This window comes from Vibrio sp. Vb0304 (assembly GCF_033338995.1).
Taxonomy (GTDB): Bacteria; Pseudomonadota; Gammaproteobacteria; order Enterobacterales; family Vibrionaceae; genus Vibrio; species Vibrio alginolyticus.
Genome location: NZ_JAWOTT010000022.1, coordinates 13613 through 36530, shown reverse-complemented (window position 1 = coordinate 36530; position 22918 = coordinate 13613). Strand labels below are relative to the sequence as shown.

Here is a 22918-nt window from a genome sequence, read left to right as displayed (position 1 = left end):
GAAATAACCAGATCAAAAAGAGGCAACCAATGGCTGCCTCTTTATATAACATCAATTCATGACTTAATTATTGCGCGACTTTTCCATGCGCTTGTGCATTCTGTCGCCACACTCTTGCATACGTTCATTTTGTAGCTCAACAAATTTCGCTTTCTGCTCAGGTGTTAATACGCTAAGCATTTGGTGCTTTCTTTCTAGCATTTGCACGCGACGTTCCGTTTGGCGCTCAACCATCTCTTTTGCTAATTCGCTAGCTTGAGCTTCATCAAAATTATCCGCCAGCAAAAGCGATTGCACTTTTGCGTGATGCGCTTGACGCTCAGCCATACGTGCTTCTTTGCCATCAGCGAATTTTGCTTTCATTTCTGCTTTGTTTGCTTCACGCATTTCTTTTAGCTGATCTTTTTGTGCATCAGTCAGGTCTAGTTGACGCATGACACCTCGGTCCATACCCATGCCGCATTCGTCACGAGGACCTTTATGATGGTTTTTACCACCGTAAGCGAATGCGCTTGCGGCGCCAAGAGTAAGAGGTAGAACAACAGCAGCTAACACAAGTTTTTTTGCAGACTTCATAATACGATTCCTTACACAGGTGAGTGGTTCTTCTGAGCTGTTCTCACAGCGCTTGAGTATAGAATACGACCCGCTAGGTAAAGCGACGTATAGGGAGCGTAAAGAATCGTAAAGAGTGATTTTTCTCCTCTTCGTTGCGCATCATTCCAATGTAATATTAGGCTATCGGTAACTTACTATAGGTGCCCCCATGGCAAACATTCTTTTAATCGATGACGATATCGAGCTAACCAGCTTATTAAAAGAAGTACTCAGTTTCGAAGGGTTTGACGTCAGCGAAGCAAATGACGGTGAAGCCGGCTTAGCCGCGATCAATGATAAGATTGATTTGATTTTGTTGGATGTCATGATGCCAAAACTCAATGGCATGGAAACGCTGAAACGCTTACGTGAAAATTGGGAAACTCCCGTCTTGATGCTGACCGCTAAAGGGGAAGAAATTGATCGCGTGATCGGCTTGGAACTGGGCGCGGATGATTATTTACCAAAACCTTTTAGTGACCGAGAGCTGTTAGCGCGAATCCGCGCGATTTTACGCCGCACTAGCAGCACACAAAAAAATACCAAAAACAGCGATTGCATTGAGTATCAAGAAATCCGCCTCTATCCCGGTAAGCAAGAAGCGTATTGTGAGCAACAGTTGCTCGACCTCACGGCAACCGAGTTTGCGCTACTCACCCACTTCGTACAAAACCCAGGACAAGTGCTGACCAAAGAGACACTGAGCTTAGATGTGCTTGGTAAACGACTCGCTGCTTTTGATCGCGCTATCGATATGCATGTCTCGAACTTACGTAAAAAATTACCAGATCAAAGCAATGGCAAGCCGCGAATTAAAACCCTGCGTGGTCGTGGCTACATGCTGCTTGAGGAGGATTAATGCGCCTATCACGCATCAAACTGCCAAACATCAATAGCCTGTATGGACGCATCTTTGCCATTTTTTGGTTCACCATGTTATTAGTATTGATAGCCGTGCTATCACTGCCACATTTGGACCCACGCAAAGCTCGCGATATTCCAGAAGAACACTACAAACGTATGGTAGAAACGCGTGACTCAATCCAACAAAAATACAGCCAGCAAACTGATTTAGGCCGCATACTTTTTCGTATCGAGGGCAACCGCCACGGCAAGCACGACCCTCGCCCTCGAGTGTTTTTTTCTGACTACAGCGGTAATGTTCTTACGACAGAAAAACGCAGCAATTTTCAATTGCGTGCCATGCAAAACTTTGTCACCAGTATCGAAGATTACAATAATCCAAAGCAGAAGCTGTATGGTCGATACATGATTGCGGGTCCAATTCCTATCACTTTGGCAGGTTCCGATATCTTGATGTACGTGGGTTTCAAATGGAATGAGCCACCACCTCTACTCCTGCGTCTGTTTGATCACCCATTCCAGCTCTTGCTTGCGGTCATGTTGGTTAGTACACCATTGCTGTTATGGCTTGCTTGGGCTTTGAGTCAGCCTGCACGTCGTCTTGAAGCCGCTGCTCAACGTGTAGCGAAAGGTGAATTTGTCACAGACCCAAATTTAGAAAAAGGTACGGCGGAATTTCGTCAAGCAGGCAGCAGCTTCAACCAGATGGTCGAAGCGGTTAATCAAATGATTTCAGGACAACAACGTTTGCTATCCGATATCTCTCACGAGCTGCGCTCACCTTTAACTCGTCTGCGCATGGCAAGCGCATTAGCGACGCGTAAACAAGGCGAAAGCCCAGAACTGACTCGTATCGATACCGAAGCGCAGCGCTTGGAACAGATGATCAGCGAACTATTAGAGCTTTCTCGCATGCAGGCGAACAGTCATATGACTCGCGAAACACAGCCACTAGAAAGTTTATGGGAAGAAATCATTAAAGATGCGCAGTTTGAAGCAGAGCAAATGGGCAAACAGCTACACTATTCAGAATTACCTAAGCGCAATATTTCCGGTAACCCTAAACTGCTGATGAGTGCGGTGGAAAATATCGTTCGTAACGCCATTTACTACGGAAAAGATGAGGTACAAATCGACATCAAAGCCGATGACGATACGCTTCGTATCACGGTTGACGATAATGGAGAAGGTGTACCAGAAGAGGAACTGGCCGCGATTTTTCGCCCGTTCTATCGCGTTTCCACGGCACGCGATCGCCACTCTGGCGGCACAGGTCTCGGCCTAACCATTACCGAAAGTGCCATTCGCCAGCACAGTGGCACGATCGCAGCCAGCCGAAGTCCTTTAGGCGGATTGCGTATGAGTATCACCTTACCGATCAATTGTTAGTCTCAATTTGATGAACTAACAATAATTCGCACCATATTTCTAGAGTGAGTGATTAACAGCCCCACCCTCACTTTAGAAATTGGTGAGGCTTCTTAGAATACCCTTACAAAGATCAAAGTTGATAATAATTATCGTTAGCATTAAAGTAAATTTTCCAATTAAGGAGGATTTACTATGTCACATACATTTCCCGCTCTGCCTTACCCGTACGATTCACTAGAGCCGTACATCGACGCGAAAACCATGGAAGTGCATTACAGCAAACACCACAAGACGTACTTTGATAAGTTTGTAAATGCCGTTGAAGGGAGCGAGCTCGAAACTCAGTCATTAGACGAGATCTTTGACAATATCTCTAAGCTCAGTCCAGCAGTACGTAATAATGGTGGCGGCTATTACAACCACATCATTTATTGGAATTGCATGTCACCAAACGGTGGCGGAGAGCCTCAAGGCGCGCTTGCTCAAGCAATTAACGATAAATTTGGTAGCTTTGCGCAATTTAAAGAGGCGTTTGCCCAAGCTGCCATCAATACCTTTGGGTCTGGCTTTGCATGGCTGATCGTAAAAGATGGTGAGATTCACATTACGTCCACCAGTAATCAAGACAACCCTCTGATGGACGTAGTGGATGTGCGCGGTGAACCAATCCTCGCATTAGACGTATGGGAGCACGCGTATTACATCAGTTACCAAAACCGTCGCCCAGAATATATTGATGCGTGGTGGAACGTCGTCAACTGGCGAGCAGTTGAAGAAAATTATGCTCACGCTCTCTTATAAAGAGCATCGATACTTACGGTATTAACATCCGCGCTAATGCCTGCTTTCATACCCAGGTCAATTTTGCTGAATCTCGCATCTCTCGGTGACTTGGGTATATACTGCCCCTCTCTTTGACCAACTCTATTTCAATACCATGTTTGATATCGCTTTATACGAACCAGAAATCGCGCCGAACACCGGCAACATCATTCGACTATGCGCCAACTGCGGTGCAAACCTTCACTTAATTGAACCTCTGGGTTTCGATCTTGAAGAGAAAAAAGTCCGCCGCGCTGGTTTGGATTACCATGATTTAGCTCGCGTAACGCGTCATAAAAACTATCAAGCGTTCTTAGAATATTTAGAGAAAGAGAAGCAAGGTAACTACCGATTGTTTGCCTGCACCACCAAAACCACAGGTCACCACGTTGACGCACAATACCAAACGGGTGATGTTTTGATGTTTGGTCCAGAAACTCGTGGTTTGCCTGCTGAAATCATCGATAGCTTGCCAATGGAGCAGCGTATTCGTATTCCAATGATGCCAGATGCGCGCAGCCTAAACCTTTCGAATGCCGTTGCGATCATTGCTTTTGAAGCATGGCGTCAAATGGGCTTTGAAGGCGCATTGTAAGCAGCACGAATTCCAAATACAGAAAAGGGCGCTTGGTGCGCCCTTTTGTTTTCTTTACTGTCTAACTCAATCAGTTGAGCTTGTTGCGATCATCATCGTCTTTACGCTCGTATTCCCCTTCGAAGGTCTTGCCATTATCTGACTGGGAATCAAATGGGTCACGACGGAACGGGTCTTGCTCAAATGGCCCCTGGTTAGAGAAACCACCTTGGAAGCCACCGCCATGCATGGTTTTCACCACCATTTTGCTCATCAAGTATTTAGCTATCGCGGCGCGTGGCGCAGGAAGCAACACCAACATACCAAGGGCATCGGTCATAAAGCCCGGGGTTAACAGTAGCACGCCAGCCACCGCTAGCATTACGCCTTCAAAAATTTGCTGGGCTGGAATTTCACCTTGTTCAAGACGCCCCTGTACTGACATCAGTGTTTGTATACCTTGGCTACGAACCAACGACGCACCAACAAATGCAGTGATTAAGACTAGTGCAATGGTCGGCCATAAACCTAAAAAGCCGCCCACCTGAATAAATAAGCCGATTTCAATGATCGGAACAAAAATAAACGCTAATAATAAGATAGGAAACACACGCCCTCCTTTGTTTAATTCAGTGTAATGGTAAAAGCAGACTAAGCTCAAACGAATCGTTGTAAAAAAGCGTGTTCATACTGGTCTCCTTCTTTTTTAGACAAAGTAGCGGGAGCGCGTTTCATTCAATTGCATACCGATTTTTTCGTGCTTTTAAAGTGCTAATTTCGAACTCTAAAAACTCATGTTTGTCGAGGAAAATCGAGTACCCATAAAGGGTTATTAATAACCCGTTCATACTTTGCAAATTATTGACTCATGAAAAACGAAAAAGGTGATCTAGTTACTATTTTTATGCGCTAGGTGCAGTATCATGTGCCACATAAGTCAGGACGGATTTTCCAGCCAAAAATTCTGATGAATGGATTCTAGATTGCAGAAATGGCTAATAAATAACTTTATTATCAGAATTATCATCTAAGGATCCTGCTATGGCTACCCTATCTGATGCTCCAAAAACAGCAAACCCAGCCACTCGTATTGAAGAAGATCTATTAGGTCAACGTCATGTCCCTGCAGATGCGTACTACGGTATTCATACGCTACGTGCGATCGAGAACTTCAACATCTCTAATATGACCATCTCTGACGTACCAGAATTTGTACGCGGCATGGTAATGACCAAAAAAGCAGCAGCGTTAGCAAACAAAGAACTTGGCGCTATTCCAAAAGACGTTGCAAACTACATCATCGAAGCGTGTGATTTGATCCTAGAAACTGGCAAGTGTATGGATCAGTTCCCATCAGACGTATTCCAAGGCGGTGCAGGCACTTCAGTTAACATGAACACGAACGAAGTGATCGCAAACGTCGCGCTTGAGTTGATGGGTAAAGAGAAAGGCCAATACGAATTTGTTAACCCAAATGACCATGTAAACAAGAGCCAATCAACCAACTGTGCGTACCCAACAGGTTTCCGTATTGCAGTATACAACAGCGTACACAAGCTAATGGAAGCAATTGAGTACCTAAAAGGCGCATTCGAACTTAAAGCCGTTGAGTTTAAAGATGTACTGAAAATGGGCCGTACTCAGCTTCAAGACGCAGTACCAATGACAGTAGGTCAAGAGTTCCATGCGTGGGCGGTAACACTAAACGAAGAGATTCGTGCTCTAGATTACACATCTAAACTCCTCCTAGAAATCAACCTAGGCGCAACCGCAATCGGTACTGGTCTAAATACACCAACTGGCTACCAAGCGCTTGCAGTAAAACACCTAGCGGAAGTAACAGGCCTTGACGTTGTTGCAGCAGAAGACCTTATCGAAGCAACGTCTGACTGTGGTGCATACGTAATGACTCACGGCGCGCTAAAACGCCTAGCAGTGAAACTATCGAAGATCTGTAACGACCTTCGTCTACTTTCTTCTGGTCCTCGTGCGGGTCTAAATGAATTGAACCTACCTGAAATGCAAGCAGGCTCTTCAATCATGCCAGCTAAAGTAAACCCAGTTATCCCAGAAGTAGTAAACCAAGTTTGCTTCAAAGTTCTCGGTAACGACAACACGGTTTCTTTCGCAGCAGAAGGCGGTCAGCTACAGCTAAACGTTATGGAACCTGTGATCGCACAAAGTGTGTTTGAGTCTATCTCTCTACTACACAACGCGTGTGTGAACCTACGTGATAAATGTATCGACGGCATCACTGTGAACAAAGAAGTTTGCGAAAACTACGTTTACAACTCTATCGGTATCGTCACTTACCTAAACCCATACATCGGCCACCACGAAGGTGACATCGTAGGTAAAATTTGTGCAGAAACTGGTAAGAGTGTTCGTGAAGTCGTGCTAGAGCGCGGTCTGCTTACAGCAGAGGAGCTTGATGAAATCTTGTCAGTAGAAAACTTCATGCATCCTACTTACAAAGCAAAACGTTACGAGTAATAACGAATCCGAAGGGGGCCACTCAGGCCCCTTTTTTAGGCTCTCATACGGTTAACCACATTTTTTATATGCTTTTATTGCCGCTAAACCACTAGGTTCTCATTCTCTGAGCATTTACTCCTGTTCCTGAGTGTTCAAAAAATCAGAATCAAATAAAAAACTAAAGAGGTATCAATATGGTCATGGTCGAACTCTTCGTGGTTCTGCTCTTCATCTATTTGGGGGCAAGAATCGGTGGTATCGGCATTGGTTTTGCCGGTGGTGCTGGGGTCATTGCGTTGTCTTTGATCTTGGGCGTACCAACAAGCCAAGCTTACATTCCCGTTGACGTAATTTTGATCATCATGTCTGTAATCACCGCTATCGCAGCAATGCAGGTAGCGGGTGGTTTAGACTGGATGGTGCAAGTTGCTGAAAACTTTTTGCGCAAGCATCCTGAGCGCATCACCTTTTATGCGCCTATCGTAACTTACCTAATGACATTAATGGCGGGTACTGGCCACACGGCATTCTCTACTTTGCCAGTGATTGCAGAAGTAGCGAAAGGCCAAGGCGTACGCCCTTCTCGTCCACTGTCTATCGCGGTCGTAGCATCGCAAATCGCTATCACCGCATCACCAATCTCAGCGGCTGTTGTAGCGTTCGCGGCAATGCTGCACCCATTTGGCGTTGACTACCTAACACTACTAGCAATCTGTATCCCAACGACGTTCATCGCGTGCATGATCGGTGCGTTCGTGGCGAACTTCATGGGCTGTGAGCTAAAAGACGATGCTGAATACCAAGAGCGTCTAGAAAAAGGCTTAATCAAGCTAAATACAGAAGCAAAACGCGAAATCCTACCAACAGCGAAGAAAGCAACATTCATCTTCCTAGGCGCAATCGCATTTGTCGTGTGTTACGCAGCAGCAATTTCTGGCTCTGTTGGCCTTATCGAGAACCCTGCTCTAGGTCGTAACGAAGCTATCATGACGGTAATGCTAGCAGCTGCGGCAGCTATCGTAATGAGCTGTAAAATCGATGCTGGCAAAATCCCAGCAGCAGCAACATTCCGCTCTGGTATGACAGCATGTGTGTGTGTTCTTGGTGTGGCATGGCTAGGTTCTACGTTCGTTAACGCGCACGTTGACGGCATCAAAGAAGTTGCGGGTGCGCTACTAGCAGACTACCCATGGATGCTAGCACTCGTTCTATTCTTCGCTTCAATGCTGCTTTACTCACAAGGTGCAACCACTGTTGCGCTGATGCCAGCAGCACTAGCAATCGGTGTCGCACCACTTACCGCAGTTGCATCTTTCGCCGCAGTAAGTGCGCTATTCGTGCTGCCAACTTACCCAACGCTACTTGCCGCGGTTGAGATGGACGACACGGGTTCAACTCGTATCGGTAAGTACGTATTCAACCACCCATTCTTTGTACCTGGTGTGGTAACCATCGCTTCTGCGGTAGCACTTGGCTTCGCATTCGGTGGTCTACTGATCTAGTAGAAACAGAGTCTTACTCGGGGAGCTTCGGCTCCCTTTTTTATTGCCTGTTGTCTTGATTTATGCTCAATAAATCTTCATTTTCATGAAACTTATTGACTCGCCTCCGGGTCTGATTGAGTTACACTAACGGCAATTATCTAAGATGAATTGACTCTTTTATGCGCGCATTACTTTCCGTTTTACTCTTAGGGCTCATTACCTTTTCCACTCCGTCTTTAGCTTTATTTGGCAAAGACCAGTTTAACAGTAGCCAGAACAACAGTTTTGGTAGCAGCGACAGCTTTGTTCCGGTTGATCAGGCGTTTCCATTTAACTTCTACCAGCAAGATGACAAATTGATGCTCGATTGGCAGGTACGTGACGGGTACTACCTATATCAAGAGCGCTTGTCTGTAGCTGGTGAGAAAGTATCGCTAGGCGAACTGCAAATGGAAGACGGCACACCGCATAAAGATGAATTCTTTGGTGACGTGCATATCTATACTCAACCTCTCTTCGTTAATGTACCAATGCATGATTGGCAAGACGGTGCGCGCGTGGTGGTGCAATACCAAGGTTGTGCGAAAGCAGGCTTCTGTTACCCGCCAGAAACTCGCGTGATTCCTATCAGCGCGTTTACTTCGTCGAACTCAGATTCAACAGCGGCGACGACAATACCAAAAGCAGAACAAGCACCAACAGCAACGCCACCAGCGGCGCAATCATCTACGTCTGATGACACATCATCAGCGCCAGTAACACAGCAAGATAGCCTTGCAGCCAACCTTGCTGATAACTGGTGGACACCACTTCTGTTCTTGGCGCTTGGTGTGGGCTTGGCGTTTACACCTTGTGTGCTGCCGATGTACCCAATTCTGACCAGCATCGTGCTTGGCAGTGGCAAACTGAGTCAGCGCCGTGCGCTAGGCTTGTCGTTTGTCTATGTACAAGGCATGGCGCTGACTTACACCCTACTCGGCCTTGTGGTGGCATCTGCAGGTATGCAGTTCCAAGCAGCAATGCAACACCCTTATGTGCTGATTGGCTTGAGCGTACTGTTCATCGCACTCGCTTTGTCTATGTTTGGTCTGTACTCATTACAGCTACCAAGCAACGTTCAAACATGGTTGAATAACTTAAGTAATAAGCAACAGGGCGGCAGCAGTGCAGGCGTATTCGCCATGGGGGCGATTTCTGGACTGGTGTGCTCACCATGTACCACGGCACCTCTGTCTGGTGCGCTACTTTACGTGGCACAAAGCGGCGATTTGCTTACCGGTGGTATCGCGTTATACGCGCTGGCGATGGGCATGGGTATTCCGCTGATCCTTGTAGCGGTATTTGGCAACAAGTTGCTACCAAAAGCCGGCGGTTGGATGGACCGCGTGAAAACGCTGTTCGGCTTTATTCTGCTTGCCGCACCTATCTTCTTACTAGAACGCATCATGCCAGAAATGTGGTCAACGATTCTGTGGTCAGCACTGGGTATTGCTGCTTTTGGTTGGCTATACCACATCAAAAACAGTCTAGAGTTTGGTGGCTGGAAACAAAGTGCCGTGGGCATAATCGCCGTCTTAGGTTTGCTAGCCGCAGCACAACCTATCTTAAATTACTGGTTTGGCAACAGCACAACACAAACTCAGCAAGCCACTGTTAGCTTTACTCGCATTGCTAACGTGGCGGAGCTTGAAGAACAACTGGCACTTGCGAAAGCGGCAGGTAAACCCGTCATGCTCGATTTCTACGCCGATTGGTGTGTAGCATGTAAAGAGTTTGAAAAGTACACCTTCCATGACCCAAGCGTCGAAGCAAAACTGCAAGACTTCGTTCTTCTGCAAGCGGACGTGACCAAAAACCAAGTGCAAGACATCGAACTACTGAAGCACATGAATGTACTTGGTTTACCAACAATTGAGTTTTGGGATGCCAGTGGCGAACACGTTTCAAACGCTCGTTTGACGGGATTCATGCAAGCTGAGCCTTTCTTAGAGCATATCAAGCAGTTCTGATAACCAGATATTCAAACGCCAGTGATGTCCACTGGCGTTTTTTATTGCTCAGATTTGAATAAGAACATTGCGTTTATATGCAATTTTCCTAATAAAAGTCGATTTGGTTCAGACTTTTAGCGAATAAATATTGTCCACTCTCTCAAAGCTGGACAATAATAAATTTAACGAAATAGTCAAAAGTGTTTAACGTCATGGATTCGACCTACACCATCATTATTGCAGATGATCACCCACTCTTCCGGAACGCCTTGTTTCAATCTATCCACATGGCTATTAGTGGTGCAAATTTGCTGGAAGCGGACTCACTCGACGCACTTCTGGCTTTGTTGGAGCGAGAGGAAGAGCCAGATTTAGTGCTATTGGATCTCAAAATGCCAGGAGCAAATGGTATGTCTGGCTTGATTCATTTGCGAGCAGAGCATCCAGATTTACCTATCGTCGTCGTTTCAGCGAGTGAAGAGCCGGCGATCGTGACGCAGGTGAAAAGCCATGGTGCATTTGGTTTTATTCCCAAGTCCAGCGACATGCGCGAATTAGTGAACGCGCTCAATCAAGTGCTGAATGGCGACCCATACTTCCCTGAAGGGTTGATCACCAATAACGCGGCATGTAATGACTTAGCGGAAAAGATTGCTGCGCTAACACCGCAGCAATATAAAGTGTTGGGAATGTTGTCCGATGGCTTGCTGAACAAGCAAATCGCTTACGAATTGAATGTTTCAGAAGCCACCATAAAAGCGCACATGACAGCGATTTTCCGTAAGCTCGGTGTAAAGAACCGCACGCAAGCCGTGATTATGCTGACGGAAATGAGCGACTAGATTGACGTCTTATCGTCAGACTTACTTTTTTCGTTTGGCAATCGGATACCGACTTTAGTGACCTGCTGATCAACAACATCAGCGACGATCCAATGCAAACCTTGCCACTCGAAATGGTCTCCCAATACTGGCGTGCTACCTAATTGCTCTTCGACAAGGTTTCTCAAACTTTTATCCAGCGGTTCATCCCCCAGATTCAAACCATACATCACGGCAATATCGGCAAGCTTCACTTCAATATCGAGGAAGAAGTCACCGAAGAATCGCGCTAGCGACGCTTTCTCTGGGGCTTCACTAAACAGTAAGCTCAGTGCATCTAAATCCTTTTCTTGTGCTAATACACACAAGGTATCATCTTCCTCAAGACGCGTACTGCCGGATGGGTGCAATAGCTCTTTACTGCGAAATACAGCGGCGATACGCGTTCCTTCCGGCATCGAAAGACTACGTAATGGCTCACCAATGCACCATTTATCTGCTTTAAGTCTATAGATAAACAGCTCCCACTCACTGGTCGGGTAAATCTCTACACCCGTACGCGAAATTGGCTCAGGCTTAGAAGGTAGCTCGACCTTTGCAAGAGACATCGCCTTAGTCAACGTGCCCCCTTGTACTATCAAAGACACCATTACTACAAAGAATGCCAAATTGAAGTACAGTTGAGCATCTGGCAACCCTGCCATCATCGGAAATACCGCGAGGATGATAGGTACAGCACCACGCAATCCTACCCAAGAGACAAACCACTTTTCACGTGGCGTGAAACTCTTGAATGGCAGTAAACCAATCCAAACTGAGATTGGTCGGGCAAACAAAATCATCCCGAAAGCAAGCGCAAGACCTGGCAACGCAATAGAGAGTAAATTGGATGGTGTAACCAACAAACCAAGCACCAAGAACATACCAATTTGAGCTAGCCACGTCATACCATCTAAAACATGAAGAATAGAGTGGCGGCTGCGTGTTGGACGGTTACCTAATAAAAGACCAACAAGGTAAATCGACAAAATACCACTGCCACCCAAAGTGTTAGATAAAGCGAAAATAAGCAAGCCACCACTGACCGTTAAAATAGAATACAGCCCATCTGGTAATTGATTGCGATTGATAACTTTCCATAAGATCCAGCCACCAGCGAAGCCAAGTAACGCGCCAATACCAAACTGCTTAAGAAAACTGAACGCCAAAAAGCCCGCACTTAAATCTGCGCCAGGGTTCGCTAAAATAGCAATCAGAGTTACGGTCAGAAACACCGCCATTGGGTCATTGGTGCCGGATTCAATTTCCAGCGTTGAACCAACACGTTCGTTCAGGCTACGACCTTTGAGTAGAGAGAAGACCGCGGCAGCATCGGTGGAACCAACAATCGCACCAACCAATATGCCTTGCAATAAATCTAAGTCGAATAACCACGTTGCCATCAGCCCGGTCAAAATGGTGGTGATCGCAACGCCAAATGTCGCCAAAGAGACCGAGGGCCATAACGCAACCCTAAAGCTGGCGACCCGCGTTCTCATCCCACCATCAAGCAAAATGATGGCTAATGCGAGGTTACTAACCAAATAAGCGATGGAAAAGTTATCGAATAAAATGCCGCCTAAGCCATCTTCCCCCGCCAGCATTCCAACGGCTAAAAATACCAAAAGAATTGGGATTCCCAACTTAGAAGACACTGGGCTTAAAAGAACGCTAAGTGCGATTAACAACGCACCTATTAGAAAAAAACTGTTAATGGTGTCTGCGTCCATTCTCACCCTCCCTTAATGAAAAACGATAATAATTGTGATGAGCAAGGCTACTTCGTTAATGAGGTAATGCCCTAATCTGCCTCCCCTTTACACCGTCTCAAAATGCGAGGTTGTACGAGAATGACTCAGTTATATTACTTTATTGTGCGTTAAAACGGTGATTTGATGCGAAAACTTTATGTAAATAAATTACTTGTGAGCTTTCTTATCTACGCCTTATCTCTTTAAGAGCCACAAGATCACCACCAATATTTACACAGCATCTCCAAATTCAATGAAGAAAAGATTAATGGCCCGTCTTAATCATGCTTGTTTATCCAATCAACCTTTAGACCTTTGGCTAACTTAACAGTTTATTAACATAACATTTTACCCCTTTATTCGCTGCAAAAGCCCATAGCATGGAGATTCTTCATTTTTAACACCCCGACTAAAGTTGAAAAGAGTTATTGCCAACACCTTGCTAATGTACATATTGAAACATTTCATTAACAACAATACCAATCGTAAGGAGACGGCAATGGCATTTGAAAGCGAAGAAAGAGCCAAAGCCTATTGGGACAAAAACGTGAAGCTCATGATCGGCCTAATGGTCATCTGGTTCGTCGTGTCTTTCGGCTGCGGCATCTTATTTGTCGACGTACTAAATCAATTTCAACTAGGCGGCTACAAACTCGGTTTCTGGTTTGCTCAACAAGGCTCCATCTATGCCTTCCTAGGAATTATTTTCTATTACGCATGGAAGATGCGCCAAATTGACCGTGAATTCGGCGTGGACGAATAAGGAGTCACTCAGATGGATTTGAAAACTATTACCTACCTGGTCGTTGGCGCCACGTTCATCCTGTACATCGGGATTGCTATTTGGGCTCGCGCCGGATCAACCAAAGAGTTTTATGTTGCTGGTGGCGGTGTAAACCCGATTGCAAACGGTATGGCAACCGCAGCCGATTGGATGTCCGCAGCGTCGTTTATCTCAATGGCAGGCTTAATTGCCTTCATGGGCTATGGCGGCTCAGTATTTCTAATGGGTTGGACTGGTGGCTACGTTCTGCTTGCGCTGTTGCTAGCGCCTTACCTACGCAAATTTGGTAAGTTTACGGTGCCAGAGTTTGTTGGTGAACGCTTTTACTCCAACACAGCACGTATCGTAGCGGTTGTTTGTCTTATCATCGCATCAGTGACTTATGTTATCGGTCAGATGAAAGGCGTGGGCGTTGCGTTTGGTCGCTTCTTAGAAGTGGATTACTCCACTGGCCTATTAATTGGTATGTGTATCGTTTTCATGTACGCGGTTCTTGGCGGCATGAAAGGCATCACTTACACGCAGATTGCTCAATATTGCGTACTCATTCTTGCTTACACTATCCCTGCAATCTTTATCTCTCTGCAACTCACTGGTAACCCAATCCCACAAATTGGTCTAGGGAGTACCATGGCTGGTACCGATGTCTATCTACTCGATCGGCTTGACCAAGTGGTGACCGAACTCGGATTCAGTGAATACACGACCCAAGTACGTGGCGACACACTTAATATGTTTGTCTACACCATGTCACTGATGATTGGTACTGCCGGTCTACCACACGTAATTATCCGTTTCTTTACCGTGCCGAAGGTTCGCGACGCACGTACATCAGCAGGCTGGGCTCTGATCTTCATCGCAATCCTTTACACTACTGCACCAGCGGTATCAGCGATGGCTCGTCTCAACCTAATGAATACGGTAAATCCAGCTCCGGGTCAGCACCTAGCGTATGACGAGCGTCCTGCGTGGTTCAAAAACTGGGAAACAACTGGACTACTCGGTTTTGACGATAAAAATGGCGATGGCAATATCCAATACACTTCAGATGCGTCCACCAACGAACTGCGCGTTGATAACGACATCATGGTATTGGCTAACCCAGAGATCGCTAAACTACCAAACTGGGTGATTGCACTTGTGGCAGCAGGTGGTCTTGCAGCTGCACTATCTACCGCAGCAGGTTTACTACTCGCCATTTCTTCAGCTATTTCCCATGACTTAATCAAAGGGGTTATCAATCCGAACATATCCGAGAAAAAAGAGCTACTTGCTAGTCGAATATCAATGGCAGTAGCGATAGCAGCCGCAGGCTATCTCGGTTTAAATCCGCCTGGATTTGCCGCAGGTACGGTAGCACTCGCCTTTGGTCTTGCCGCTTCATCCATCTTCCCTGCATTGATGATGGGCATCTTCAGCAAGAGCATCAACAAAGAAGGCGCAATCGCCGGTATGATTGCGGGTATCAGTATTACGCTGTTCTACGTATTCCAACACAAAGGCATCCTTTTCGTTGCTGATTGGAAATATCTAGAAAGCTGGGGAACAAACTGGTTCCTGGGTATTGAGCCAAACGCGTTTGGTGCTATTGGCGCACTATTTAACTTCATCGTCGCATTCGCTGTCTCCAAAGTAACAGCAGAAACGCCACAAGAAGTAAAAGACCTAGTCGAACACGTTCGCGTGCCAGTAGGTGCTGGTAGTGCAGTGGATCACTAAAAACTAATCAAAACCACAAAAGCCCCGTTTGGAACCAGCCGTCCGGGGCTTTTTTATTCTCACTTTTCAGTTACCATATTCGCAGTATGTCGTTGCAAGGAAGCCAAGATGTTCAAAAACAAGCACTTTATTCTCGCTCTACTGATTGCGCCAGTTCTCTCTTTGATCGCTTACTTCGGTACCGATATGGCCCTCAGCGAGAAGCCCCACGCGGCGCAAGAAGGGGAAACTTACAAACTCGCGAGTAAGTCTAATTGTCGTTACACCAGTGGTCTGTGTGATATGGAAAATGGCGATTTTAAAGTGAAATTTCGCTCGGAAAAACTCACTAAAAATAACTTAGAATTATCACTCAACGCCGCTTACCCACTCGAAGGTGTTAAAGTTTCTATTGTGAGTGACAAAGAGAAAAACGCTCAACCGATTGATATGAAGCCCGCCGATCAAGCAGGCCAAAGCTGGTACATCACCTTACCAAAGCCTGCATCTGCAGAAAGCTGGTTAAGAGTCGTCATTCAATCAGGCGGTACACTGTATTATGGTGAAACACAAACCGCATTTGTGAAGTACGAAACCTTATTTACTGAATAACGGTGACAAGCTAATTCACCGGTATTCAAACGACAGTGACTTAGTTTCACTCAGCATAAATGAATTCCTACTCAGCCGACGCCTTTGCGTCGGCTTTTGTTTCAGTAAGTCTTTCTTCAACAACCTCTTACTCTAAAAAGGGTTGCCAACTCACAAGTTAATTGATAATAATTATCATTACATTTAATGAGAGGTGGTTATGGACAACAAACGGGACATCTTTAACGCATTTTTTAAAGCCCAAGATAGATTCCTTCTCGCCGCACCACATGGCTTTGAGCCAGACGTGATTCATGACTATATTCATTGGGGAATGGTGTTGTCTTCTTGTTATGAACACGATGCCGATGAAGAAAATCTATTGTTGTGTGAGCTGTTTTTACGTCAGGTTTATTTCCATTTACTAGACGCAATTCAAGACTCAACTCGCAGTCGTATCTTCCGTCGTGTCTGTCTCGATTCTATCCATACGCCATTATTTTGCCTCAAACGCTATTACTACCAGTTTGAACAAGGCGACGTGAAATTTCTCGCACTACAACAACAATTACGCCTGATTCAAATCTCACTCGATTAACCAAAAGGATCCCTACCATGAGCACCGAATTCCGCATAGAAACTGACAGTATGGGCGAAGTAACGGTCCCTGCAGATGCTCTCTACCAAGCCCAAACTCAACGCGCCGTCGATAACTTCTCATTCAGTCAACATAAAATGCCGTCTGGTTTTATCAAAGCGTTAGCACACATCAAGCAGACTGCGGCACTCACCAACGCACAGCTAGGGCTGCTTGAGGGAGATATTGCCAACGCGATCGCTGACGCAGCTCAAGCAATTATCGAAGGCAATCATATTGAGCAATTCCCAATTGACGTGTTCCAAACGGGATCAGGCACTAGCTCAAATATGAATGCGAATGAAGTAATTGCAACACTGGCCTCCCAGCATCTAGGCGGCACTGTCAGCCCTAATGATCACGTCAACATGGGACAAAGCAGCAACGATGTGGTACCGACGGCCATTCAAGTTAGCGCAGCATTAGCCATTGAAAAACAGCTCTTCCCGGCCCTGTCACACCTAAGCCAAACACTAGAGTCTAAGCAACAAGCATTGAAAGATGTTGTAAAAACCGGTCGCACCCACTTAATGGATGCGATGCCAATTACCTTTGCTCAAGAACTTGGCAGTTGGCAGTTCCAAATCGAGCATGCAAAACAAGCGATTGAACAAGCTCTTCCTGCTGTAAAAGCCTTAGCCCAAGGTGGTACGGCAGTTGGAACGGGGATCAATGCCGATCCACGCTTTGCAGACTTATTCGCTAGCAACCTAACCCAGTCAACTCGTATTCAGTTCACGGCCAGTGATAACTTCTTTTTCAATTTAAGCAGTCAAGATGCGATCGTCGCTCTGTCGGGACAGCTCAAAACAGCAGCAGTTGCGATCATGAAGATCGCAAATGATCTTCGTTGGATGAATTCAGGCCCATTGGCTGGTTTAGGTGAGATTGAATTACAAGGCTTGCAACCGGGTTCTTCCATCATGCCTGGCAAAGTAAATCCTGTGATCCCAGAAGCCGCAGCTATGGCATCAGCGCAAGTCATTGGTAATGACACCACCATTACCGTCGCAGGCCAAGCGGGCAACTTCCAGCTTAACGTCATGCTGCCAGTTATTGCTCATAACGTATTGGAGAGCATCGAGTTACTCTCTAACAGCGCAACCGCTTTAGCTGACAAAGCCATTGCGACGTTTGAAGTTCGCCAAGATAACTTGGATGTAGCACTCGCCAAAAACCCTATTTTGGTCACGGCTCTCAACCCGGTCATTGGTTACCTAAAAGCGGCAGAAGTCGCGAAAAAAGCCTACAAACAGGGACGCGCGATTATTGATGTCGCGGAAGAAGAAACTGATTTGGATAGAGCCACACTAGAGCGATTGCTTAATCCAGCCAAACTGACTCAAGGCGGCGTCGCAGAATAAGCGGCAAACTCAGCCTATCAACTAAGATTACAAACATCGAGACCTCCATTCGGAGGTCTCTTTTTATAGCGATTTTTCAAACACTCCAATCCTAAGCGACTCGATTGAGCACCGAACGCAGCTTAAGCGGCTTAACTGGCTTAGCAATAAAGCTGAACCCATTTGCTTTGATGCCATCAAGCATATCATCGGTACGATCTGCACTGATGATGACGCCTTCAAAGCTGTGGCCTAATCTCAGGCGGCATTGCTGTAGCACTTCTAAACCAGTACGACCATCATCAAGTCGGTAATCGGAGAAAATTACATCCGGAATCCAACCATCCTCAAGCGCTTGTAGACTTTCAACTAAATCAATCGCAACTCGTGTATCGCAACCCCATCGGGAAAGTAAGGTTTCCATGCCGACTAGAATGTCAGGCTCATTATCGACACATAGGATTCTCAGATGACCAAGTTCAGATTGCTTATTCATCGCCACGTGAACTGGATGAGGCTGAACATGATCAGCTTTATCTAGGGTGATGGAAAAAACACTGCCTTTTCCAACCCAAGAGCGCATCGAAATTTCATGCCCAAGTACCTGAGCAATTCCTTTCGAAATCGCCAAACCAAGTCCGAGACCTTGGTCGGAACGAACTTGAGTTCCGCGATTAAACTCTTCAAAAATCTCTTGCTGCTTCTCTTCTTCAATCCCCACTCCATTATCCCATACATCAATACGCACTCGCCCTTTCACGCGGCGAACACCGAGTGCGACTTTGCCATTCGGGTTATAACGAAACGCATTGGTCAGGAAGTTTTGCACCACACGGCGCAGCAGTTTGGGATCCGACTTAACCATGAGTGAGGACGGAATCATGGTGAACTCTATACCTTGCTGTTTGGCTAACGCACTAAACTCAGCATTCAAATTCGATAACACATCATTTAACGCAAAGCCATGCACGTTGACTTCCAACTTGCCCGATTCCAAACGCGAGATATCCAGCAAATCTCCAATTAAGTCTTCGGCAGCCTCTAAAGCACTTTCAATGTGTGCTGACAGCTTTTTGGCTTCGCTGTCTTTGGCGACTTCCGATAGTGAAGAAGCGAATAGACGCGCCGCGTTGAGCGGTTGCATCAAGTCATGGCTTACTGCCGCCAAGAACCGTGATTTGGACTTCGATTCCAAATCCGAGCGCTGCGTCGCTTCCACCAGTTGCTTGTTAAGTTGTTCTAATTCTCGAGTCCGCAGACGTACCCTTTCTTCCAATGTCTCGTTGGCGTCTTTCAGTGCTTGCTCTGCATCACGGAATACGGTGATGTCGGTAAAGCTCATCACAAAGCCACCACCTGGCATTGGGTTACCTTGCACCTCTATCACGCGACCATCGGGACGAACCCGAGAAGAGGTGTGCCGAGTCCCTTGCTCAAGGTGATAAACACGGCGACGGACGTGGTCATCAGGGTCACCAGGGCCACACAACCCCTGCTCTGCATTGTGCCGAATCACATCCGCAATCGGTCGACCTACTTGAATCAGGCCTGGCGGAAATTCAAAGAGTTCTAAATAGCGTTGGTTCCACGCTACCAAGCGTAGTTGCTTATCGACGACCGCAATACCTTGTCCAATATGCTCAATCGCGCCTTGGAGTAAACCCCGACTAAAATCGTACAGTTCAGAGGCTTCATCGACGATAGTCGCCACCTCTTCAAGCTGCATGTTTCTTCCTTGCAGAGCGGAAGTAAGCACTAACTTAGCAGAAGATGCACCAAATACCCCTGCCAGCACACGCTCCGTATGCCGAATCAGAGAAGATGGCGCTTGCTGATTCGGCATTAACTCTTCTCGTTGTTGGCTCCAGTAGGCTTGAAACGCCGCTTTAACTCGCGTTCGTCCTACAAATCTGGACGCTAGCATTTCCAGTTCTGCAACCGTAACGCGGCTCTGGTACAGACTCATATTTTCGCTTTCAGGCAACGGTGTACCAACGAATGATGCCGATTGTAAGCGCTCACTTAAGCTTGGTCGGGTAGCCATAGAAACCACAACAAAACACACTGCATTAGCGACCACACTGAGGATCATCCCCCAATCTGAAATCGCGATATCAAAGCTAGCCAATACCTCTGGTGGCGTAATCAACCAGATCAGGAAGTTATTACTGGCGTCTCCGGCAAGCATGTCTGTTTGGCTCATTAACGTAATCAACCAGGTAGCAAAACCCACCGCGAGGCCAACATACACACCTTTCTTATTCCCTTGACGCCAATACATACCGCCAACCAGCGCAGGAGCGAATTGCGTGATAGCCGCGAACGAGAGAAAGCCGATAGCAGAAAGTGAATGAATAGTGTCCAACGCTTGATAGAAACACCACGCACCAATCAACAAAACTAATATCAAACCACGGCGGATCCGCAGTAATAATTCAGAAAAATGGTGATGGTTACGCTGCGTCAGTCGCATGCGACGCAATAGCAATGGCATAACCAAGTCATTCGAGACCATGATCGCTAAGGCAATCGTCGATACGATAACCATGCCACTTGCCGCTGAAGTACCGCCTAAAAACGCAAGCAAGGCGATTTCACTCGCCCCTACCGACATCGGCACACTGATGACATAAGTATCAGGCGAAGCGCCACTCAAGAGACCTTGCCCTACCCACGCAATAGGTAAGACAAAAATCCCCATTAAGATCAGATAAATGGGGAACAACCAACGAGCCACATGCAAATCTTGAGCACGTTCATTTTCTACCACCATCGTATGGAATTGTCGCGGAAGGCAAACTATCGCCAGCATGGTCAGTACAGTATGAATCAATATAGTCGGGATATTTGGTGACTGATACGTCTGTGCGGCAACATCAATTAAGCTCAAATTCTCGGAGTTCATCGCCAACCAAACAATGAAGACACCAACCACTAAAAAAGCCAGCAGTTTGATAATGGATTCGAAGGCAATTGCCATCATCATCCCACGATGGTGTTCCGTGTTATCAATGTGGCGGGTACCGAATAGCATCGTAAAAATCGCCAATGCGACCACAACAAACCACGACACGCTATCGTTTTGATAACCAAAATCAGTAGCCAGCTCCGGAGCAATAATTTCAAGCCCCATAGTGATACCACGCAGCTGTAAAGCGATGTACGGCAAAATTCCCGCAACCGCTATGAGCGTAACAACCACGGCCAAACCTTGGGATTTACCGTAGCGTGCTCCGATAAAGTCAGCAATCGACGTGATGTGTTCCCGTTTAGCAATCAAAATAAGCCGAGCTAAAACGCGCCATCCGATGGTAAACACTAAAATGGGGGCAATATAGATGGGCAAGAAAGACCAAGGATTACTGCTGGCCTGCCCGACCGTGCCGTAGAAGGTCCATGATGTACAGTACACCGCAATGGAAAGACTATAAATCCAAGGCCGCCAGCGCGCTAGCCACCTTTTCTGAATGTCGCCGTACCACGCGATGATAAATAAAGCTCCCAAATACGCTAAAGAAACGGGAACCACCAGCCATCCTTGCATCCGATATCCTTTCTTGCCTTTCTTGCTACTTTTAAAGCAAGAGAATAAAAAAACCTCTCCATGAGGGAGAGGTTTCATTTAACACCGCTTTGATAACGGAGACAAAGCTTAGTTTTTAACCTTTGTTACATAAGTCTAATTCTGTGTTTCAAGTGGCTTGTCTGATACATCAACCACCTGATGTGGGTCTTGTGAATCAAGCTTGATGAACAGAGCCAATAACCCCATCGCGGCCATGCCCCAGAACACAAGCGGTCCCCAGTGCTCATAACCCCAACCACTCAATACGGTCATTAACGCGATAAATGCGCCCAACGGAATCGCGTTATACAACGCTTGCAACGCTACGATCTTATTTTCTTCGGAGTTTTGGATATATTGGATCGCGGCAATGTGTGCGGTAGCAAAAGTCACACCATGCAATAGTTGAACAACCACCAAAGCAATAATTGATGTTGTCGACGCCGTAATACCCCAACGCATCATTACACCAACGGCAGCAGCAATAAACAGCGCGCGTATTGACCAACCTACGAATAAACGCTTACTCAGTGCAAACACTGCCACTTCTGCGGCTACTCCTAAGCTCCACAAGTAGCCAATGACATCTTCCGAGTGACCAGCGGCCTTCCAGTGAATCGCACTAAAGCCGTAGTAAGCCGCATGACTGCCCTGAATTAGTGACACCAACACTAAGAATTTTAGTATCGGCTTGTCGGTCAAAAGAGCGGTCAGCTTTGGACGTTCTGCGCTTTGCCCACCGTGCGTTACAGGCATTGGGTTAGTCGGTCGCATAGCAAACAGCAACGAGATAAACACGCCGAACATCGCAGTATACAAGATCATATCGGAGCCAAATTCAGCCACCAGGTAGCCCACTGCCGTCGAGCCTGCGATAAAGGCGATCGAACCCCATAGCCGCGTGCGGCCATAATCGAGCATTTTCAGGCGAGCGTAGTAATTTGCCATCGCGTCCGACAACGGAATAATCGGTCCACAACAAAGATTGAACAACACTGTCGCTAGTGCCATTAACCAAAAGCTACCACCCGTAAAAAAGTGAAATCCAACAAAAAGGAGGGCAGCGAAACTCAACCAACGTAAAGCAGGCATAAGATGTTCGACTTTGTGTACTCGTGGGGTGATCACGATATTGGCAACACAACGTGTCGCAAGGCCTAACCCGACCAGCAAACCGATATCTGTCGAAGATACGCCCTGATCCTTAAACCAAAGTGACCAAAATGGCAGATACACGCCATACGCAAAGAAGAATCCGAGAAAGTACTGGGAAATCCAGCCATACGGAGAAGGTTTCAACATTACTAATATCCTAAAACGGGAACACCAACGTTCGAGCCGGGAATTATGTATCGCCATGCGTATTATAAAAAGGGAAGAATAAGAAACTTATCGTTTCCTCGATGGAATACTAACTTTGCGACATTTGGCATCTTCAAACGAAAACATCGTAATTTAGACCAAAGTCGTCTGGCTTCCGGTAAGAAATTTGTCAGACTTAGAGAGTGTTC

Annotated in this window: 18 protein-coding genes; 13 read left to right on the top strand and 5 right to left on the bottom strand. The window is 46.4% G+C overall.

The features are described 5' to 3' along the window. Positions 1–63: 63 nt before the first annotated feature. On the bottom strand, positions 64–576 hold the full coding sequence (locus R7P35_RS19605) for a CpxP family protein (RefSeq protein ID WP_005386388.1): 513 nt from the start codon (positions 574–576) through the stop codon (positions 64–66). Between the two features lie 190 nt (positions 577–766). Here R7P35_RS19605 and R7P35_RS19600 point away from each other — a divergent pair, with 190 nt between their 5' ends. From R7P35_RS19600 to trmL, 4 genes are all read left to right on the top strand, one after another. Continuing rightward, a complete protein-coding gene (locus tag R7P35_RS19600; protein WP_005382384.1) occupies positions 767–1456 on the top strand; it encodes a response regulator in 690 nt (229 codons plus the stop codon). Next, positions 1456–2850, top strand: coding sequence for an envelope stress sensor histidine kinase CpxA (gene cpxA / locus R7P35_RS19595; RefSeq protein WP_005382383.1), 1395 nt, complete (start codon positions 1456–1458; stop codon positions 2848–2850). The genes R7P35_RS19600 and cpxA overlap by 1 nt, the downstream gene beginning before the upstream one ends. A 174-nt stretch (positions 2851–3024) precedes the next feature. Further along, positions 3025–3633 carry a superoxide dismutase gene (locus tag R7P35_RS19590; protein ID WP_005382382.1) on the top strand — a complete coding sequence of 203 codons (609 nt, stop codon included), beginning with the start codon at positions 3025–3027 and terminating at the stop codon, positions 3631–3633. 136 nt (positions 3634–3769) lie between these two features. Then, positions 3770–4249: a tRNA (uridine(34)/cytosine(34)/5-carboxymethylaminomethyluridine(34)-2'-O)-methyltransferase TrmL gene (gene trmL / locus R7P35_RS19585; protein WP_025768811.1), complete on the top strand. Its 480-nt coding sequence runs from the start codon at positions 3770–3772 to the stop codon at positions 4247–4249. 70 nt (positions 4250–4319) lie between these two features. On the opposite strand, the gene R7P35_RS19580 is transcribed toward trmL, so the two are convergent. Further along, a complete protein-coding gene (locus R7P35_RS19580) occupies positions 4320–4838 on the bottom strand; it encodes an FxsA family protein (protein WP_005386383.1) in 519 nt (172 codons plus the stop codon). Between the two features lie 431 nt (positions 4839–5269). Here R7P35_RS19580 and aspA point away from each other — a divergent pair, with 431 nt between their 5' ends. The 4 genes from aspA to R7P35_RS19560 all read left to right on the top strand — a co-directional run bounded on the left by aspA (position 5270) and on the right by R7P35_RS19560 (position 11020). Next, the gene (aspA, locus tag R7P35_RS19575) at positions 5270–6721 is read left to right on the top strand and encodes an aspartate ammonia-lyase (RefSeq protein ID WP_005382379.1); all 1452 of its coding nucleotides are present in this window, start codon (positions 5270–5272) and stop codon (positions 6719–6721) included. A 176-nt stretch (positions 6722–6897) separates the two neighbouring features. Beyond that, positions 6898–8205, top strand: coding sequence for an anaerobic C4-dicarboxylate transporter (locus R7P35_RS19570; RefSeq protein ID WP_005382378.1), 1308 nt, complete (start codon positions 6898–6900; stop codon positions 8203–8205). 161 nt (positions 8206–8366) lie between these two features. Then, entirely contained in the window at positions 8367–10196 is a 1830-nt protein-coding gene (locus R7P35_RS19565; protein ID WP_171343371.1) for a protein-disulfide reductase DsbD, read from the top strand. 194 nt (positions 10197–10390) lie between these two features. Continuing rightward, positions 10391–11020 (top strand): response regulator, encoded by a 630-nt coding sequence (locus tag R7P35_RS19560; RefSeq protein ID WP_005382375.1) that lies wholly within the window; start codon positions 10391–10393, stop codon positions 11018–11020. On the opposite strand, the gene R7P35_RS19555 is transcribed toward R7P35_RS19560, so the two are convergent. Beyond that, positions 11017–12768, bottom strand: coding sequence for a potassium/proton antiporter (locus R7P35_RS19555; RefSeq protein ID WP_005382374.1), 1752 nt, complete (start codon positions 12766–12768; stop codon positions 11017–11019). The genes R7P35_RS19560 and R7P35_RS19555 overlap by 4 nt on opposite strands. A 520-nt stretch (positions 12769–13288) precedes the next feature. Between R7P35_RS19555 and R7P35_RS19550 the strand changes: the two genes are divergently transcribed. The 5 genes from R7P35_RS19550 to R7P35_RS19530 all read left to right on the top strand — a co-directional run bounded on the left by R7P35_RS19550 (position 13289) and on the right by R7P35_RS19530 (position 17863). After that, positions 13289–13552 (top strand): DUF4212 domain-containing protein, encoded by a 264-nt coding sequence (locus R7P35_RS19550; RefSeq protein ID WP_005382373.1) that lies wholly within the window; start codon positions 13289–13291, stop codon positions 13550–13552. Between the two features lie 12 nt (positions 13553–13564). Further along, positions 13565–15292 carry a sodium:solute symporter family protein gene (locus R7P35_RS19545; protein ID WP_005382372.1) on the top strand — a complete coding sequence of 576 codons (1728 nt, stop codon included), beginning with the start codon at positions 13565–13567 and terminating at the stop codon, positions 15290–15292. A 108-nt stretch (positions 15293–15400) separates the two neighbouring features. Continuing rightward, the gene (locus R7P35_RS19540; RefSeq protein WP_005382371.1) at positions 15401–15883 is read left to right on the top strand and encodes a hypothetical protein; all 483 of its coding nucleotides are present in this window, start codon (positions 15401–15403) and stop codon (positions 15881–15883) included. 199 nt (positions 15884–16082) lie between these two features. Next, positions 16083–16460, top strand: a complete 378-nt coding sequence (locus tag R7P35_RS19535; RefSeq protein WP_005382370.1) for a hypothetical protein — start codon at positions 16083–16085, stop codon at positions 16458–16460. 17 nt (positions 16461–16477) lie between these two features. Further along, positions 16478–17863, top strand: coding sequence for a class II fumarate hydratase (locus R7P35_RS19530; protein WP_171343370.1), 1386 nt, complete (start codon positions 16478–16480; stop codon positions 17861–17863). Positions 17864–17954: 91 nt separating this feature from the next. Here the strand turns inward: R7P35_RS19530 and R7P35_RS19525 are convergent, their stop codons facing one another. Together R7P35_RS19525 and R7P35_RS19520 are read right to left on the bottom strand one after the other, a co-directional pair. Continuing rightward, on the bottom strand, positions 17955–21386 hold the full coding sequence (locus R7P35_RS19525) for a PAS-domain containing protein (RefSeq protein WP_171343369.1): 3432 nt from the start codon (positions 21384–21386) through the stop codon (positions 17955–17957). A gap of 135 nt (positions 21387–21521) precedes the next feature. Then, complete coding sequence (locus tag R7P35_RS19520) at positions 21522–22709, bottom strand: 3-phenylpropionate MFS transporter (RefSeq protein ID WP_053307400.1); 1188 nt, start codon at positions 22707–22709, stop codon at positions 21522–21524. Positions 22710–22918: the final 209 nt, after the last annotated feature.

Bases quoted from the DNA above. Each gene is read 5' to 3' on its own strand.
- trmL (WP_025768811.1), top strand. From the start codon at position 3,770: ATGTTTGATATCGCTTTATACGAACCAGAAATCGCGCCGAACACCGGC.
- R7P35_RS19555 (WP_005382374.1), bottom strand. From the start codon at position 12,768: ATGGACGCAGACACCATTAACAGTTTTTTTCTAATAGGTGCGTTGTTA.
- R7P35_RS19545 (WP_005382372.1), top strand. From the start codon at position 13,565: ATGGATTTGAAAACTATTACCTACCTGGTCGTTGGCGCCACGTTCATC.
- R7P35_RS19530 (WP_171343370.1), top strand. From the start codon at position 16,478: ATGAGCACCGAATTCCGCATAGAAACTGACAGTATGGGCGAAGTAACG.
- R7P35_RS19520 (WP_053307400.1), bottom strand. From the start codon at position 22,709: ATGTTGAAACCTTCTCCGTATGGCTGGATTTCCCAGTACTTTCTCGGA.
- R7P35_RS19590 (WP_005382382.1), top strand. From the start codon at position 3,025: ATGTCACATACATTTCCCGCTCTGCCTTACCCGTACGATTCACTAGAG.
- R7P35_RS19535 (WP_005382370.1), top strand. From the start codon at position 16,083: ATGGACAACAAACGGGACATCTTTAACGCATTTTTTAAAGCCCAAGAT.
- R7P35_RS19570 (WP_005382378.1), top strand. From the start codon at position 6,898: ATGGTCATGGTCGAACTCTTCGTGGTTCTGCTCTTCATCTATTTGGGG.
- R7P35_RS19525 (WP_171343369.1), bottom strand. From the start codon at position 21,386: ATGCAAGGATGGCTGGTGGTTCCCGTTTCTTTAGCGTATTTGGGAGCT.
- aspA (WP_005382379.1), top strand. From the start codon at position 5,270: ATGGCTACCCTATCTGATGCTCCAAAAACAGCAAACCCAGCCACTCGT.
- R7P35_RS19565 (WP_171343371.1), top strand. From the start codon at position 8,367: ATGCGCGCATTACTTTCCGTTTTACTCTTAGGGCTCATTACCTTTTCC.
- R7P35_RS19605 (WP_005386388.1), bottom strand. From the start codon at position 576: ATGAAGTCTGCAAAAAAACTTGTGTTAGCTGCTGTTGTTCTACCTCTT.
- R7P35_RS19600 (WP_005382384.1), top strand. From the start codon at position 767: ATGGCAAACATTCTTTTAATCGATGACGATATCGAGCTAACCAGCTTA.
- R7P35_RS19550 (WP_005382373.1), top strand. From the start codon at position 13,289: ATGGCATTTGAAAGCGAAGAAAGAGCCAAAGCCTATTGGGACAAAAAC.
- R7P35_RS19540 (WP_005382371.1), top strand. From the start codon at position 15,401: ATGTTCAAAAACAAGCACTTTATTCTCGCTCTACTGATTGCGCCAGTT.
- R7P35_RS19560 (WP_005382375.1), top strand. From the start codon at position 10,391: ATGGATTCGACCTACACCATCATTATTGCAGATGATCACCCACTCTTC.
- cpxA (WP_005382383.1), top strand. From the start codon at position 1,456: ATGCGCCTATCACGCATCAAACTGCCAAACATCAATAGCCTGTATGGA.